This window comes from Ruegeria sp. BC7 (assembly GCF_056539165.1).
The window spans coordinates 573,847-588,431 of sequence record NZ_JBQFUL010000001.1 but is presented as its reverse complement, the minus strand read 5'-3'; the positions used below and the strand labels follow the sequence as shown (position 1 = coordinate 588,431).

Here is a 14,585-nt window from a genome sequence, read left to right as displayed (position 1 = left end):
TCAGCGTCGCTCCATCTCTTGCAGCTTCAGCGCCATCATCCAAAGCAGGACAATCACCACCGGAGAGATGATGCATGCAAACGCCCAGTTCTTATTGATCCCGAAATGCGGAAGCAGCTTGATCATCGGAACGACCGTCGCCACCACCAGTGCTATCCAGATCAGGAACTCAAACATGACTACGACTCCTGTTTTTCATCCCCCGGCAAAATGTAATTTGCGCCTTCCCAAGGGGACATGAAATCGAATTGGCGGTATTCCTGAACAAGGCTGACGGGTTCGTAGACCACGCGCTTTTGCGACTCGTCATACCGCACCTCGGTATAGCCAGTGGTCGGGAAATCCTTGCGCAGCGGATAGCCGCGAAATCCATAGTCGGTCAGAATACGCCGCAAGTCCGGATGCCCCGAGAACAGGATGCCGAACATGTCGAAAACCTCACGCTCGAACCAGTTGGCCGAGGGGTGAACGTCAACGATCGAAGGCACCATGTCTTCTTCGCGGATGGAGACCCGCAGGCGGATACGCTGGTTCTGGTACATCGACAGGAAGTGGTAAACCACATCGAACCGCTTGGCGCGTTCGGGGTAATCCACGCCCGTGATGTCCACGAGGGTCGAGAACTTGCAGTTCTGATCCGATCTGAGAAACTCGACAAATTCCACAAGGTTCGACGGAGCTACGTCCACGTTCAGTTCGCCATGGGTCACATCCCACGACAAAACACAGTCTGCCCGCTTCAGCTCTAGCTGCATGCCGAGTTCTTTGAGTGCTTCGCTCATTTGCCCCCTCCTCAGCGCACGATGGTTCCGGTGCGGCGGATTTTACGCTGCAACTGCATCAGCCCGTACAAAAGCGCCTCGGCCGTCGGAGGGCAGCCGGGTACGTAAATGTCGACAGGGACGATGCGGTCACACCCACGCACGACGGAATAGGAATAGTGGTAATACCCGCCACCATTGGCGCAAGACCCCATCGAGATCACATAGCGTGGCTCGGGCATCTGGTCGTAGACCTTGCGCAGCGCCGGAGCCATCTTATTGGTCAGCGTCCCCGCAACGATCATCACATCCGACTGACGCGGAGAGGCGCGCGGCGCAATGCCGAACCGTTCGGCGTCATAACGCGGCATCGAGGTGTGCATCATCTCAACCGCGCAGCAGGCCAGACCAAAAGTCATCCAGTGCAAAGACCCGGTGCGCGCCCAGTTAATGATGTCCTCGGTCGAGGTCAGCAGAAAGCCTTTGTCCTGCAATTCAGCATTCAGGGCTTGGGTCGCGACTTCCTTGTCGACGCCAGCGGTGTTTGCGCCCGTCATCACTCCCATTCCAAGGCCCCTTTCTTCCATTCATAGGCAAAGCCAATGGTTAGAACGCCCAGAAACACCATCATGGACCAGAACCCCACGTCGCTGATGTCCTTGAACCCAACGGCCCAGGGAAACAGAAAGGCAATTTCCAGATCGAAGATGATGAAAAGAATCGAAACCAGATAGAAACGGACATCGAACTTCATCCGCGCGTCATCAAAGGCGTTGAAGCCACATTCATATGCGCTGACCTTTTCAGGGTCGGGATTGCGGACCGCCAGAACCACAGCAGCCAGAATCAGGACGATTCCAAGGCCCACGGCAACGGCCAGAAACACCAGGATCGGGAGGTACTCCCGCAGCAGGTCTTCCACGAATAGCTCCTTTCCTGCGCATGTCCCGAAAGGACGCGCCGTCAATTGGCGTGTTGACTGGACATTCTCTATCCGCGCGGGGTCAGAGGGTCAACCGAACACAAACGCGCAGGAGCTTATTAATACCTCTCCCGTGGCGTATATTCTGATGGTTATTTCTCTTTTGGCTCTAGGCACCTGCCGGAACCTAAACCTTAGTGTTCCATACAGGTTTTCTCTTGCTGAAAAACGCGCTGATTCCCTCGTGAGCTTCATCGGTTTCCCAGCGGTCAACAAGCGCCCGGATCGTTTGATCAATCACCGCGTCGTCGATCTGTGGCCCCAGCTTTTGAACCAGCGCTTTGGCCGAGGCCACGGCACCCGGCGCACAGGACAGATAAGGCGCAACCTCAGCCTCAACCGCCTCGGCAAGCGCGTCCACTTCAACTACCCTGGCAAGCAACCCAAGTTGTACAGCTTCGGTCGCGTCGAAGATGCGCGCCGACATGAAAACACGCCGCGCCCGCGCCTCGCCCATACGGGCAACGACATAAGGGCCAATGGTTGCGGGAATCAGGCCAAGGCGGGCTTCGGTCAGCCCCATCTTTGCTGTCTTCACTCCGATCGCAACATCACACACCGCCGCCATGCCTACGCCGCCGCCGAATGCGTTGCCCTGAACTGCTCCGATCAGGGGCTTCGGCAACGTGTTCAGCGCCTGCAACATCTCAGCCAGCTTGCGCGCTTCGGTAAAGCGGGTCTGGGGATCGGCAGCCATCTGGTCCTGCATCCATCCCAAATCCCCTCCGGCGCAGAAACTTTTACCCGCGCCGGACAACACGACCACTCGCACCGATGGGTCAGCGCCCAACTGTTCGGCGGCCTGCGTCAGTTCGGAAATCATCTGCGCCGACATCGCGTTGTGCTTTTCCGCACGATCAAGCGTCAGTGAGGCCACACCTCGGGTGTCCACTTGAACTGAAATCGTTTCAAACATGTCTGCCCTCACGCTCCGCGCATTGCGCGCGCCATCTCTGCGGCTTCTTCAACGATGATCGGATCGACACCTGTTTCGTACCCAAGCCGCCCAAGATGCGCCACAACTGCTTCTGTCGCCACATTTCCTGCGGCTCCGGGCGCGTAGGGGCACCCTCCCAATCCTCCGACCGCCGAGTCGAAGGTGCGCACACCCAAGGCAAGCGCAGCGTCGATATTGTCGATGGCCCGCCCGTTTGTGTCGTGAAAATGGCCTGCCAAGCGCGTTACCGGCACCCGCTTTTGCACCGCCAGCAGCATATGCGCGACAGTATCAGGCGTGCCCTGTCCAACCGTGTCCCCCAAAGACACTTCGTAACAGCCCAGCGCAAACAAAGTATCCGCAACCTCTGCCACTTTTTCGGGATCAGTGGGGCCGTCATAGGGACAGTCCGTCACACAAGAGACATACCCCCGAACTGGAAGGTCAATGTGCCGAGCAGCTTCTAGAATCGGAGTAAACCTCTCGATCGACTCCGCAATCGAGGCGTTGATATTGGCCTTTGAAAACCCCTCGGAAGCTGAGGCAAATACAGCAATCTCATCTGCTTTGGCCGCCAGTGCGTCTTCGTACCCGCGCATATTCGGTGTCAGCGCGGCATAGCGCACACCATCGGCACGAGAGATCCCGGCCAGCACTTCGGCACTGCCCGCCATCTGCGGCACCCATTTGGGCGAGACAAAGCTGGCCACCTCGATACGGTTGAACCCGGCACGGCTCAGACAATCGACCAGAGCGATCTTTTCGGCCACCGGGATTTCCCGCTTTTCATTCTGCAGGCCGTCGCGCGGCCCCACTTCAAAGATTTCAACCCGATCACCCATGGCTGCGCCCCTCCCTGATTGCCGCTGTGAACCCGACCTTGCCACGTTGCGTCCGCATGGGACAGGTCATTCCTCCTCCAACCGGACCAGAGCGGCACCGGCCTCGACCTGCCCGCCAGCTTCAGCGAGCACTTCGGCAACCACGCCGTCACGCGCAGCCAACAAGGAATGCTCCATCTTCATGGCCTCCAGAATGGCCAGACGATCGCCTTCCTTCACGGTTTGCCCTACCTGCGCGAAAATGGCCTTTACCAATCCGGGCATCGGAGCCTCGATCACATTGGTGTCGCCAACAGCGCTTGCATCTCGGTCCAGCGGGTCGACGATATCGAACGTCTGCCCGTAGTTCTCGAAAACCGTGATCCTCGACCCTGCCATGGCAACGCGCGGCATGGGCTGGCCACCCACGATCCATTTCCCGGCATTTCGTTCGGCCAGAACCGAGTCGCCCCCGACCTGCCAAAGTTGTCGGTCCGGTCCGTCCACCTGAACATCCAGATCAATCACGTCCTCGGCCAGCAATTGGGTCGCCCGATGCAGGGGAGCCCAAAGAGAGAACCCACATTCTTCGTCCGTATCCACCAGACCCAGCGCCGTCATCGCCGCCGAAACACAAGTTGACGCCGCAACCGGAACCGGTTCGATCAACGCATCCAAGTCTCGCCCGATCAGCCCTGTATCCACATCCCCCGCCGCAAATCCGGTATGTCGCGTCAACGCCCCCAGAAACCCAAGGTTTGTCACGGTCCCGGCGACCTCGGTTCGCGACAACGCCCGGTGCAGTTGTTCCAACACAATCTGACGTGTTGGCCCGTGCACAATGACCTTGGCGATCATTGGATCGTACCAAGGACTGATCGTATCACCCGCCCGAACGCCGCTATCTGCCCGACACGCCGTCGGGAACTGCAGGTGAGTCAGCTTGCCCGTCGCAGGCAGGAACCCCTTGGGCACATCTTCGGCGTAGAGCCGCGCCTCGAACGCGTGGCCGGTGATCGACAGCTCTTGTTGTTTCTTCGGCAGCGTCTCACCCGAGGCAACGCGCAGTTGCCATTCAACCAGATCGACACCCGTAATAGCCTCGGTCACCGGATGTTCGACCTGCAGGCGCGTGTTCATTTCCATGAACCAGAACCGATCTGGCCGCAGCCCGTCCGAAGCATCGACGATAAATTCAACCGTACCTGCGCCCTTGTAGCCAATCGCCTCGGCCGCCCTGACACCCGCCTGACCCATGGCTTCGCGCATTTCAGGCGTCATACCGGGGGCAGGCGCTTCCTCGATCACCTTTTGATGACGTCTCTGCAGGGAACAGTCGCGCTCAAACAGATGCACCGCATGGGTCCCATCTCCGAAAACCTGCACTTCGATATGGCGCGGCTTGGCGACAAACTTCTCGACCAGCACGGCGTCATTGCCAAAAGCTGTACGCGCCTCGCCACGCGCGCTGTCCAGCGCTTGCGTGAAATCCTCGGGTTGTTCAACCAGCCGCATCCCCTTGCCGCCACCACCAGCAACCGCTTTGATCAGCACAGGATAGCCGATGGTGTCCGCAGCACCGGCCAGATGCTCGGGGTCCTGGTTGTCACCGTGATAGCCGGGCACAACCGGAACGCCCGCCTGCTCCATCAACACTTTGGCCGCGTCCTTGAGACCCATTTTGCGGATCGCATCGGCCGAGGGGCCAATAAAGGTTAGTCCAGCCGCCTCAACCGCATCCACGAAATCCGGGTTCTCGGACAAAAACCCATATCCGGGATGGATCGCCTGCGCGCCGGTGTCCAGTGCGGCCTGAATGATCACATCGCCCTTCAAATAGCTCTCAGCCGGGGCAGCACCGCCGATATGCACCGCCTCATCCGCCATCTGCACGTGTTTGGCCGAAGCATCCACGTCAGAATAAACCGCGACGCAGGCCACGCCCAACTTCTGAGCGGTTTCCATCACGCGGCAGGCGATCTCACCCCGGTTGGCAATCAGGATTTTGTTGAACATGTTTCTTACTCCTCCGACGCCAAATCTTCGACCAGCCGAAACCGTTCGCAGAGCAATTCCATCTCTGGGTCAAATCCACCGTTGCGCTTGAAGTATCGGCGGTGATCCTTACGCCATCCTTCAAGCGTTTCATTCTCGCCTTCAGCCAGGGCAAACGCCTCGGTCATATCGCAGAACCGGCTGACCGTGACCTCAAGCGTCTCGATCACCAAAGCCGGGCGACCATCCCACTCCAGAGCAATATCGCGCCGCCCGACCACTGGGGTTTCTGCGCTGCCTTCCGGATAATCCCGCAGCGCGCCGCAGGTTGCCGTTTTCCGACCTGCGCGTACCAAGCCCAACAGTTCAGCGCTCATCGATGCGCTGTCACCGAACTTGAAGGTTTGCGCACCGGGATAACGGGTCAAAACGTCCTTTAGGGTCATGGCAATCACATCCTGAACACGCCGAAACGTGTCTCCTCGATCGGGGCATTCAGCGCAGCACTCAGCGATAGGGCCAGCACATCGCGCGATTTACGCGGGTCGATGATGCCGTCATCCCAGAGCCGCGCCGAGGCATAGAGCGGGTGCGATTGTTCCTCGAACATATCCAGCGTCGGGCGCTTGAATTCGGCTTCTTCCTCGGCCGACCAAGTGCCGCCTTGCCGCTCGATCCCGTCGCGTTTGACAGTGGCCAGAACACCCGCCGCCTGCTCTCCGCCCATCACGGAAATGCGCGAGTTCGGCCATGTCCAAAGGAAACGTGGCTGATAGGCACGACCCGCCATCCCGTAATTGCCTGCACCAAAAGAGCCGCCCACCAGCATCGTGATCTTCGGCACGCTGGTGGTCGCCACCGCCGTCACCATCTTAGCCCCATGCCGCGCGATGCCCTCGTTTTCGTATTTCCGACCGACCATAAAGCCGGTGATATTCTGCAAAAACACCAGTGGGATGCGACGCTGCGAACACAGCTCGACAAAATGCGCCCCCTTCTGCGCGGCCTCGGAAAACAGCACGCCATTATTGGCAATGATCCCCACCGGGCAGCCTTTGACATGGGCAAACCCGGTCACCAACGTCTCACCAAACCGAGGCTTGAATTCATCGAACCGAGAGCCATCGACCAGCCGGGCAATCACTTCGCGAATATCGTAGGGCGTGCGCAGATCGGCGGGGACAACGCCCAGAATTTCCTCGGGGTCATAGGCCGGGTCTTCGGGGTTGGCCCAATCCACGGTCATCGGTTTGCGCAGGTTCAGAGACCCCACAGCCCGGCGCGCCAAGGCCAACGCATGCGCGTCATCCTCGGCCAGATAATCCGCCACACCAGACAGGCGCGTATGCACATCACCGCCGCCCAGATCCTCGGCGCTGACCACCTCACCCGTCGCGGCCTTGACCAGAGGCGGCCCGGCCAGAAAGATCGTACCCTGTTCTTTCACGATGATCGTCACATCCGACATCGCAGGCACATAAGCCCCGCCCGCGGTACACGACCCCATTACCACCGCGATCTGAGCGATCCCCTTGGCGCTCATCCGCGCCTGATTGTAGAAGATGCGGCCAAAGTGGTCGCGGTCGGGGAAAACCTCATCCTGATTAGGCAAGTTCGCGCCACCGCTATCGACCATATAGATGCAGGGCAGTTGGTTTTCCTCGGCGATCTCTTGCGCGCGCAGGTGTTTTTTGACCGACAGCGGATAGTAGGTGCCGCCCTTCACGGTGGCATCGTTGCACACCACCATGACCTCGCGCCCCTGCACCCTGCCAATGCCCGCAATCACGCCGGCAGCTGGTGCGGCATCGCCATACATCCCATGCGCCGCCGTCGCTCCGATCTCCAGAAACGGAGACCCCGGATCGAGCAGGTTCGCCACCCGCCTGCGCGGAAGCATCTTGCCGCGCGATTCATGCCGCGCACGGGATTTCTCGCCCCCACCCATTCGGGCGGCTTCGGCAGCGGCTGAGATTTGCGCCAGAGCGTCCAAGTGCGCTGCGCGGTTCGACCGAAAGCCCTCCGAGGCGGGCATGGCTTTGGATGTGAGTTTCATTTACGCTGTCTCCAATTCCAACTTCGCACGACGCTTCAATTCCTTCCGAATAACCTTCCCCGTCACCGTCATCGGCAATTCCTCCAGAAACGCCACCTCACGCGGATAGGAATACTGCGCCAGACGGTCCTTGACCCAGTCCTGCAACTCCGCCCCGGTCGCCTCGGCCCCTGGTTTCAGCACAACATAGGCCTTCACGATCTCGGTCCGCAGCTTGTCGGGCTTACCCACCACACCCACCGTCGCAACCGCCGGGTGGGTCAGCAGGCAATCCTCGATCTCGGCGGGGCCGATGCGGTATCCCGCCGAAGTGATCACGTCATCATCGCGCCCGACAAAGCGTAGGTAGTCGCCCTCCCACACGCCACGATCACCGGTGATCAGCCAATCGCCCCGGAATTTCTGCGCCGTTTCTTCTGGCCGGTTCCAATATTCCAGCAGCATCGAGGCCGAACCGCGCCGGATGGCCACGTCGCCCTCTTCGCTGGTTGGGTTGCCGTCTTCGTCGATCACCGCCACCTCATGCCCCGGCACCGATTTGCCGATACAGCCGGGACGCACGGGGAAATCTTCAGCGCAGGAGGAGACGACCATATTGCACTCGGTCTGCCCATAGAATTCGTTGATCGTCAGACCAAACGATTGCTGCCCCCATGCCAGCATCTCGGCCCCCAGCGGCTCACCGCCCGAGGCGACCGAGCGCAGGCCGGGGATGCTCTGATCCGCCGCTTTCAACATCCGTAATGCGGTGGGGGGAAAGAACACGTTCCGTGCCTCACCGCGCGCGACGACATCGGCGCAGGCTTCGGGGGTGAACTTTTCAAGCCGTGCCGCGACCACCGGGATGCCCAGCGCCAGACCCGGCATCAACACATCAAACAGCCCGCCAATCCATGCCCAGTCAGCAGGCGTCCATAGGCAGTCGCCTTCACGCAAGTGATTGTGGCTAATCGAAACACCCGGCAAGTGGCCCGTCAAAACCCGGTGCCCGTGCAGCGCACCTTTCGGGCTTCCTGTGGTGCCAGACGTATAGATCAAAACTGCCGGGTCATCGGGACCCGTATCGGCAAAAGGAATTTGCTCGTCCGTTGACGGAAGCTGGTCAACCTGAACCGGGTGCGCCAGACCACCCAGCATTTTGCTGCCCTCGGAATCGGTCAGTACAATTTCGACGCCCGCGTCCGCTATCCGAGAGGCAAGCGCGTCGTGTTTGAACAGTTTGAACAAAGGGACCGAGATCGCGCCGATCTTCCAGATAGCCAAATGAGCCGCAGCGCACCACGGTGACTGGCTGAGAAGCGCACCAACCCGATCGCCGGGTTGCACCAGTTGCCGCAAATGCCCTGCGATCCCATCTGTCATCCGGGCCAGTTTTCCAAAAGTGATGTCCTGACGCGTACCAGACGTCAGATCAACAATCGCGGTGTTCCCGTCGGGTTGAGAAAGGCATTGCCGCGCCATGTTCAACCGGTTGGGAATCGCCCAGCCTCTACCAGCGTGCAAACCGGGTATGCGCCTAGAGGGACACATGACGGAAACCCCTTGTTTTCCTGAGGTTTCCTTGACCTGCGTCGCCACCACAAATCACGTGAACTTGATGCAGATCAGAGTTGGCAGCGATCCGGTCGTGCAAAACGCCAGCATCAACAAACCTAAAGGCAGTAAAATGACCAATAAACTCGCCGCTTTGACCCTCTCCACTGCGCTTGTTGCGCTGGCTGTCCCCGCTTACGCCCAATCCCAGGGCGACTGGACTGTAGGTCTCGGTATCGGCTACCTCTCGCCCAAGTCCGACAATGGAACACTTGCTGGCCTCGACGCCGAAATTGATTCGGACACACGCCCGATCTTCACTGTTGAGTACTTCGTTCGTGACAACCTGGGCGTTGAATTGCTGGCTGCCACACCGTTCAGCCATGATGTAACCTTGGGAGGCAGCATTGACGCCGGAACCGTCAAGCACTTGCCGCCCACTCTGTCGTTGAACTATCACTTCCCTACCAACAGCGCGTGGAAGCCTTACGTCGGCGCGGGCATCAACTATACCTTTTTCTTTGACGAAAGTTCGCCTCTGGGTGACCTGAAGCTGGACGACTCGGTTGGCGTCTCGTTGCAGGCCGGTCTGGACTACATGGTCACCGAAAAAGGCGCGGTACGTCTGAACGTCCGTTGGTTCGACATCGAATCCGACGTTAAGCTGGACGGCGTCGACATCGGCACTGCCGAGATCGATCCGTGGCTGGTCGGCGTTTCCTACGTCCATCGCTTCTGATCCTTTTCAGGAACGCCCCGCAGTGACCTCGTCTGCGGGGCGTTTTCTTTCGTCAGAGCATTTCGCTCATCAGCTCACGGCCAATAAGCATCCGGCGGATTTCACTGGTGCCCGCGCCGATTTCCATCAGCTTCGCGTCGCGGAAAATCCGGCTGACGGGTGAATCCGACAGGAACCCGGCCCCGCCCATCGCCTGCACAGCCTGATGCGCTTGCGTCATCGCGGCCTCGGACGCGTAAAGACAGCAGGCCGCAGCATCCTGACGGGTCACATCGCCACGATCGCAGGCTTTGGCCACTTCATACACATAAGCGCGCGCCGAATTCATCGCCGTGTACATGTCGGCAATCTTGCCCTGCATAAGCTGGAAATTCCCGATAGGCGTCCCGAATTGCTTGCGTTCGGCCAGATAGGGCATGATTTCGTCCAGACAGGCCGCCATGATGCCGGTGCCAATTCCGGCCAGCACCACACGCTCATAGTCCAGCCCGGACATCAGAACAGCGACGCCCTTTCCTTCCTCGCCAAGCACGTTTTCAAACGGCACTTCGACGTCTTCAAAGATCAGTTCCGCCGTGTTCGACCCGCGCATCCCCAGCTTGTCGAAATGGGGTGAGGTGGAAAAGCCGGTCATTTCTTTCTCGATCAGAAAGGCTGTGATTCCGCGCGATCCGGCCTCTGGGTCGGTCTTGGCGTAAACGACCAGAGTATCCGCGTCCGGCCCGTTGGTGATCCAGTATTTGCTTCCGTTCAGACGGTAATGATCATTGCGCTTCTCTGCGCGCAATTTCATCGAAACCACGTCGGACCCTGCCGACGCCTCGGACATCGCCAGTGCGCCCACATGCTCACCCGAGATCAGCCGCGGCAGGTATTTCGCCTTTTGCTCATCCGTCCCGTTCAGCTTGATCTGATTGACGCACAGGTTCGAGTGCGCCCCGTAAGACAGCGAGACAGAAGCCGACGCCCGAGCGACCTCCTCGACGGCGACGGTATGAGCCAGGTATGACATGTCAGCCCCGCCGAATTCCTCGGGCACCGTAATGCCCAACATCCCCAAGTCGCCCATTTCCTTCCAAAGCTCATTTGGAAATGCGTTCGAGGCATCAATCTCGGCGGCCATCGGCTTGACCCGCTCCTGCGCCCAGCGGTGAACCATTTCACGCAGGGCGTTCACGTCCTCGCCCAGATCAAACTGCATGGTAGCCGCGAACATATGCGATCTCCTCCCTCGCATTAATGAACAGTTGTTCAATAAGTATCAGCGAATCTTTTCCGGGTCAACGATAGCCACACAGAAACACACCACCGACCCGTCAGGGGTGGTGGTGTCAAAGCATCAAGCGTGCGCTTCCAGCGCACTCCTTTGGGTTACGATTGGTAGACGGCCCCGACCTCGGCCCGGATGATCCGCGCGATCAGGCGGCAATCGTCCAGTGAGAATGTTAGCGGCACGCGCATATCCATGATCCCGGCCAACACGCGGTCACTGTCGGGCAAAGGCGCGCTGTCCGCATAGCGCCAGCTGTCATAGCGCGAAGTAAACCCGGTTGGCTCAGCACCACCGAACCATTTCAATTCCACTCCGCGAGCCGCACAGCGGCTAATCACTTCGGCAATGCGTTCCGGCGTCCAGTCCAACAGAAGAAATTGAATGGATGAGCCCACATAGGTCTCGTCCTCGGGTCGTTCGACGATCGTCAGACCGGGCGTGCCGCGCAGTCCCTGTTCAATCGCGTCGTAGCGCTCATTCCACCGCCCCACCTGCCGGTCCAGATCCCGTAGCTGAGGCCGCAGGATCGCCGCCCGCAGATTGTCCATCCGGCCCGAGACATTGGGCGTGGTGTATTTGATCCGTTCAAACACCTCCGGCCCCGGCGCGGCCAGATGACGTTCGTACAGCATATATGACCCCGACAACATCGTCGCCTTGGCCGCCAGTTCCTCATCATCGGTGATCAGCAAGCCGCCCTCACCGGAATTCACATGCTTATAGGTCTGGCAGGAATAGCACCCGATCGCCCCTTGCCGCCCCGACAACTGCCCACGCCACGCCGCGCCCATCGTATGCGCGCAATCCTCGATCACGGTCACACCGGCCGCGTCGCACATCTGCATCAACCGGTCCATGTCACACAGATGCCCGCGCATGTGGCTGAGCATCAGAACCCGCGCCTGATCCAGCTTGGCCTCTAGATCATCCAGATCAATCACCAACCCCTCGGTCACGCCCACAAAAACGGGCTTTGCCCCGACCGAGGCGATTGACCCCGGCACCGGGGCCAACGTGAAGGCATTGGTCAGAACCGGATCACCGGGCTGCACACCCACTGCGCGCAAAGCAGTCGCCAGAGCATAACCGCCCGAGGACACGGCCAGACAGTATTTCGCCCCCATCTGCGCGGCAAATTCCTGTTCCAGCAAAGCGGTTTCGCCCAGCTCTCCGGCGGCCACGTTGTAGCGATGCAGCCGACCGTGGCGCAGAACCGCCAAAGCGGCCTCGATCGCTTCGTCGGGGATGGGTTCCTGCTGCGTGAAACTGCCAGTGAATGTCTCGGTCATACGCCTGTTCTGAGGCCGCGCGTGCGCAGCGTCAAGGGCTTACGCCACCGCTCCGATCAGACTGGCCACAACCTCGGGCAGATCATCGAAATGATGCAGCAACGCCTCGGGCTCCAGCGCGGCCATATCTGCGCCCGACGGACCAAACGTGACCAACACCGACGGCACGCCAGCGGCGCGCGCCGTGTTGCGGTCGGTATCGGAATCCCCAATCAGCACGCAAAAATCGGGATGCCCCCCTGCCCGTCGCGCGGCCTCGCGCAGCGGTTCGGGATTGGGTTTGCGAACCGGAAGGGTATCGGCCCCCACCAATGAAGCAAACTGATCGCGCACGCCCATCTGCGTTAGCAACTGATCTGCAAGAGCTTCTGGCTTATTGGTGCAGATTCCCACGCCGTAGCCTGCCGACTTGAGTCCCTCAACCGCATCGAGTGCCCCTGGATAGAACTTTGTATGGGTGTCGATGGACTGGGAATATGCCTCAAGCAGCATCGGATAATACGCCAGAACGGTGCTTTCATCATAGGCTCCGACCCGCTTTAATCCGTGCGTCAGCATCATCCGGCCGCCCCGCAGCGCGACCGCGGCATCCTGCCCGTGAACCAGAACGTCTCCGTGCCCCATATGACGAAAACAGTGGTTCGCAGCCTCGAGCAAATCGCCCGAGGTATCGGCCAATGTCCCGTCCAAATCGAAGATAACCGTTCGCATCGTGCCTCCTGCTTCGGCGGTTTTTCGCCGTATCCTGTTGCAAACGGCAATCTTGTTTGATGGCTGAACCGCTTGCGCCTTTGCCCTCAGCGGATAAAACGGACCGCAACAAAACACAAAGAGAAAACGATTTCATGAGCACCGCCCTTGTCATCCTTGCCGCAGGTAAAGGCACCAGGATGAATTCGGACATCCCCAAAGTCCTTCATCCGATTGCCCAGACACCGATGCTGGTTCACGCCATGCGTGCCGGAGCCGCGTTGTCGCCCGAACGTACCGTGATCGTCACCGGGCACGGGTCCGAGGCTGTGGCGAAGGTGGCAAAGGCCGAAGACGAAACTGCCCAAATCACGGAACAGGGTGAACAGTTGGGCACCGCTCATGCCGTCGCTCAGGCGCGCGCTGCGCTGGAAGGGTTCGAGGGCGACGTGGTGGTGTTGTACGGTGACACACCGTTCCTTCAACCTCAGACGCTGGAGCGCATGATCGAGGCACGCGCGCAGAACGATCTGGTTATCCTGGGGTTCAATGCCGCCGATCCAGCGCGTTATGGCCGCCTGGTCATGGACGGAGACAATCTGGAGCGGATTGTCGAATTCAAAGATGCCTCAGATGAAGAGCGCGCGATAACCTTCTGTAATTCTGGCCTTTTGACCTGCAATGCTGAGGTTTTGTTTTCCCTGATCGACGCCGTAGGCAACGACAATGCGGCTGGGGAATACTATCTGACTGACGTTGTCGAAATCGCCCGCTGCCGTGACCTGAAAGTCACCGCAGTCGCCTGTGACGAGGCCGAGACGCTGGGCGTCAACTCACGCGCAGATCTCGCCGCTGCTGACGCAGTTTTCCAAACCCGCGCGCGGTCGGAACTGCTGGACCTTGGTGTGACCTTGATGGCGCCTGAGACCGTTTATCTTGCCGCCGACACGATCATCGGACGCGACACGGTCATCGAACCCAACGTGGTTTTCGGCCCCGGTGTCACTGTCGAAAGCGGCGCGACCATCCGGGCGTTTTCGCATCTGGAAGGCTGTCACGTCAGCCGAGGCGCTGTCGTCGGCCCCTATGCCCGCCTGCGCCCCGGCACCGAACTGGCCGAAGACACGCGCATCGGCAACTTTGTAGAAATCAAGAACGCCGAGATCGCCGAAGGCGCGAAGGTCAATCACCTGAGCTATGTCGGCGACGCGACGGTTGGCGCGGCCACGAATATCGGCGCGGGTACGATCACATGTAACTATGACGGCGTGATGAAGCACAAGACGACCATTGGCCGGAACGTGTTCATCGGATCGAATACCATGCTGGTGGCGCCTGTGACCGTGGGCGATGGCGCCATGACCGCGACCGGAACGGTGGTAACGCGCGACGTAGAAGCCGACGCACTGGCCGTGGCACGCGCCAAGCAGGACAACAAACCCGGCTATGCGCGTAAATTGTTTGATATGCTCAAGGCGAAGAAGGCTCGCCGCGACAAAGGAGCCTGAC

General features: G+C 59.6%; 15 protein-coding genes. 2 read left to right on the top strand and 13 right to left on the bottom strand.

The window, feature by feature from the left end; translation table 11 throughout:
* The 10 genes from ACR0KS_RS02705 to ACR0KS_RS02660 all read right to left on the bottom strand — a co-directional run bounded on the left by ACR0KS_RS02705 (position 1) and on the right by ACR0KS_RS02660 (position 9,082).
* Complete coding sequence (locus ACR0KS_RS02705) at positions 1 to 177, bottom strand: hypothetical protein (protein ID WP_170384255.1); 177 nt, start codon at positions 175 to 177, stop codon at positions 1 to 3.
* Between the two features lie 2 nt (positions 178 to 179).
* Positions 180 to 782, bottom strand: a complete 603-nt coding sequence (locus ACR0KS_RS02700) for an NADH-quinone oxidoreductase subunit C (protein WP_170384257.1) — start codon at positions 780 to 782, stop codon at positions 180 to 182.
* Between the two features lie 11 nt (positions 783 to 793).
* The gene (locus ACR0KS_RS02695; protein ID WP_037307875.1) at positions 794 to 1,327 is read right to left on the bottom strand and encodes a NuoB/complex I 20 kDa subunit family protein; all 534 of its coding nucleotides are present in this window, start codon (positions 1,325 to 1,327) and stop codon (positions 794 to 796) included.
* Entirely contained in the window at positions 1,318 to 1,683 is a 366-nt protein-coding gene (locus ACR0KS_RS02690) for an NADH-quinone oxidoreductase subunit A (protein ID WP_050602775.1), read from the bottom strand. Before ACR0KS_RS02690 ends, ACR0KS_RS02695 begins: the two co-directional genes overlap by 10 nt.
* A gap of 187 nt (positions 1,684 to 1,870) precedes the next feature.
* Positions 1,871 to 2,659, bottom strand: coding sequence for a crotonase/enoyl-CoA hydratase family protein (locus ACR0KS_RS02685; RefSeq protein WP_170562391.1), 789 nt, complete (start codon positions 2,657 to 2,659; stop codon positions 1,871 to 1,873).
* 8 nt (positions 2,660 to 2,667) lie between these two features.
* Positions 2,668 to 3,522 carry a hydroxymethylglutaryl-CoA lyase gene (locus tag ACR0KS_RS02680; RefSeq protein ID WP_170562388.1) on the bottom strand — a complete coding sequence of 285 codons (855 nt, stop codon included), beginning with the start codon at positions 3,520 to 3,522 and terminating at the stop codon, positions 2,668 to 2,670.
* Between the two features lie 66 nt (positions 3,523 to 3,588).
* Positions 3,589 to 5,517: an acetyl-CoA carboxylase biotin carboxylase subunit gene (locus ACR0KS_RS02675; protein ID WP_170562385.1), complete on the bottom strand. Its 1,929-nt coding sequence runs from the start codon at positions 5,515 to 5,517 to the stop codon at positions 3,589 to 3,591.
* A 5-nt stretch (positions 5,518 to 5,522) separates the two neighbouring features.
* Positions 5,523 to 5,942, bottom strand: a complete 420-nt coding sequence (locus tag ACR0KS_RS02670; protein ID WP_170562382.1) for an ASCH domain-containing protein — start codon at positions 5,940 to 5,942, stop codon at positions 5,523 to 5,525.
* Positions 5,943 to 5,947: 5 nt separating this feature from the next.
* Positions 5,948 to 7,552, bottom strand: coding sequence for a carboxyl transferase domain-containing protein (locus tag ACR0KS_RS02665; protein ID WP_170562379.1), 1,605 nt, complete (start codon positions 7,550 to 7,552; stop codon positions 5,948 to 5,950).
* The gene (locus ACR0KS_RS02660) at positions 7,553 to 9,082 is read right to left on the bottom strand and encodes an AMP-binding protein (RefSeq protein WP_170562376.1); all 1,530 of its coding nucleotides are present in this window, start codon (positions 9,080 to 9,082) and stop codon (positions 7,553 to 7,555) included.
* Between the two features lie 136 nt (positions 9,083 to 9,218).
* Here ACR0KS_RS02660 and ACR0KS_RS02655 point away from each other — a divergent pair, with 136 nt between their 5' ends.
* Positions 9,219 to 9,824, top strand: coding sequence for an OmpW family outer membrane protein (locus ACR0KS_RS02655; RefSeq protein WP_170384986.1), 606 nt, complete (start codon positions 9,219 to 9,221; stop codon positions 9,822 to 9,824).
* Positions 9,825 to 9,876: 52 nt separating this feature from the next.
* Here ACR0KS_RS02655 and ACR0KS_RS02650 read toward each other — a convergent pair whose 3' ends face one another.
* The 3 genes from ACR0KS_RS02650 to ACR0KS_RS02640 form a co-directional block, all read right to left on the bottom strand.
* A complete protein-coding gene (locus tag ACR0KS_RS02650) occupies positions 9,877 to 11,040 on the bottom strand; it encodes an isovaleryl-CoA dehydrogenase (protein WP_170384271.1) in 1,164 nt (387 codons plus the stop codon).
* Positions 11,041 to 11,195: 155 nt separating this feature from the next.
* Entirely contained in the window at positions 11,196 to 12,386 is a 1,191-nt protein-coding gene (locus ACR0KS_RS02645; RefSeq protein WP_170562373.1) for an aminotransferase class I/II-fold pyridoxal phosphate-dependent enzyme, read from the bottom strand.
* Positions 12,387 to 12,425: 39 nt separating this feature from the next.
* Complete coding sequence (locus ACR0KS_RS02640) at positions 12,426 to 13,097, bottom strand: HAD-IA family hydrolase (protein ID WP_170562370.1); 672 nt, start codon at positions 13,095 to 13,097, stop codon at positions 12,426 to 12,428.
* A 134-nt stretch (positions 13,098 to 13,231) separates the two neighbouring features.
* Here ACR0KS_RS02640 and glmU point away from each other — a divergent pair, with 134 nt between their 5' ends.
* A complete protein-coding gene (gene glmU / locus ACR0KS_RS02635) occupies positions 13,232 to 14,584 on the top strand; it encodes a bifunctional UDP-N-acetylglucosamine diphosphorylase/glucosamine-1-phosphate N-acetyltransferase GlmU (RefSeq protein WP_170562367.1) in 1,353 nt (450 codons plus the stop codon).
* Position 14,585 lies beyond the last annotated feature (1 nt).

What these genes read in the sequence shown, in the direction of transcription:
- ACR0KS_RS02705 (WP_170384255.1), bottom strand. Translation starts at nt 177, where the DNA reads ATGTTTGAGTTCCTGATCTGGATAGCACTGGTGGTGGCGACGGTCGTT.
- ACR0KS_RS02700 (WP_170384257.1), bottom strand. Translation starts at nt 782, where the DNA reads ATGAGCGAAGCACTCAAAGAACTCGGCATGCAGCTAGAGCTGAAGCGG.
- ACR0KS_RS02695 (WP_037307875.1), bottom strand. Translation starts at nt 1,327, where the DNA reads ATGGGAGTGATGACGGGCGCAAACACCGCTGGCGTCGACAAGGAAGTC.
- ACR0KS_RS02685 (WP_170562391.1), bottom strand. Translation starts at nt 2,659, where the DNA reads ATGTTTGAAACGATTTCAGTTCAAGTGGACACCCGAGGTGTGGCCTCA.
- ACR0KS_RS02680 (WP_170562388.1), bottom strand. Translation starts at nt 3,522, where the DNA reads ATGGGTGATCGGGTTGAAATCTTTGAAGTGGGGCCGCGCGACGGCCTG.
- ACR0KS_RS02675 (WP_170562385.1), bottom strand. Translation starts at nt 5,517, where the DNA reads ATGTTCAACAAAATCCTGATTGCCAACCGGGGTGAGATCGCCTGCCGC.
- ACR0KS_RS02670 (WP_170562382.1), bottom strand. Translation starts at nt 5,942, where the DNA reads ATGACCCTAAAGGACGTTTTGACCCGTTATCCCGGTGCGCAAACCTTC.
- ACR0KS_RS02665 (WP_170562379.1), bottom strand. Translation starts at nt 7,552, where the DNA reads ATGAAACTCACATCCAAAGCCATGCCCGCCTCGGAGGGCTTTCGGTCG.
- ACR0KS_RS02660 (WP_170562376.1), bottom strand. Translation starts at nt 9,082, where the DNA reads ATGTGTCCCTCTAGGCGCATACCCGGTTTGCACGCTGGTAGAGGCTGG.
- ACR0KS_RS02655 (WP_170384986.1), top strand. Translation starts at nt 9,219, where the DNA reads ATGACCAATAAACTCGCCGCTTTGACCCTCTCCACTGCGCTTGTTGCG.
- ACR0KS_RS02650 (WP_170384271.1), bottom strand. Translation starts at nt 11,040, where the DNA reads ATGTTCGCGGCTACCATGCAGTTTGATCTGGGCGAGGACGTGAACGCC.
- ACR0KS_RS02645 (WP_170562373.1), bottom strand. Translation starts at nt 12,386, where the DNA reads ATGACCGAGACATTCACTGGCAGTTTCACGCAGCAGGAACCCATCCCC.
- ACR0KS_RS02640 (WP_170562370.1), bottom strand. Translation starts at nt 13,097, where the DNA reads ATGCGAACGGTTATCTTCGATTTGGACGGGACATTGGCCGATACCTCG.
- glmU (WP_170562367.1), top strand. Translation starts at nt 13,232, where the DNA reads ATGAGCACCGCCCTTGTCATCCTTGCCGCAGGTAAAGGCACCAGGATG.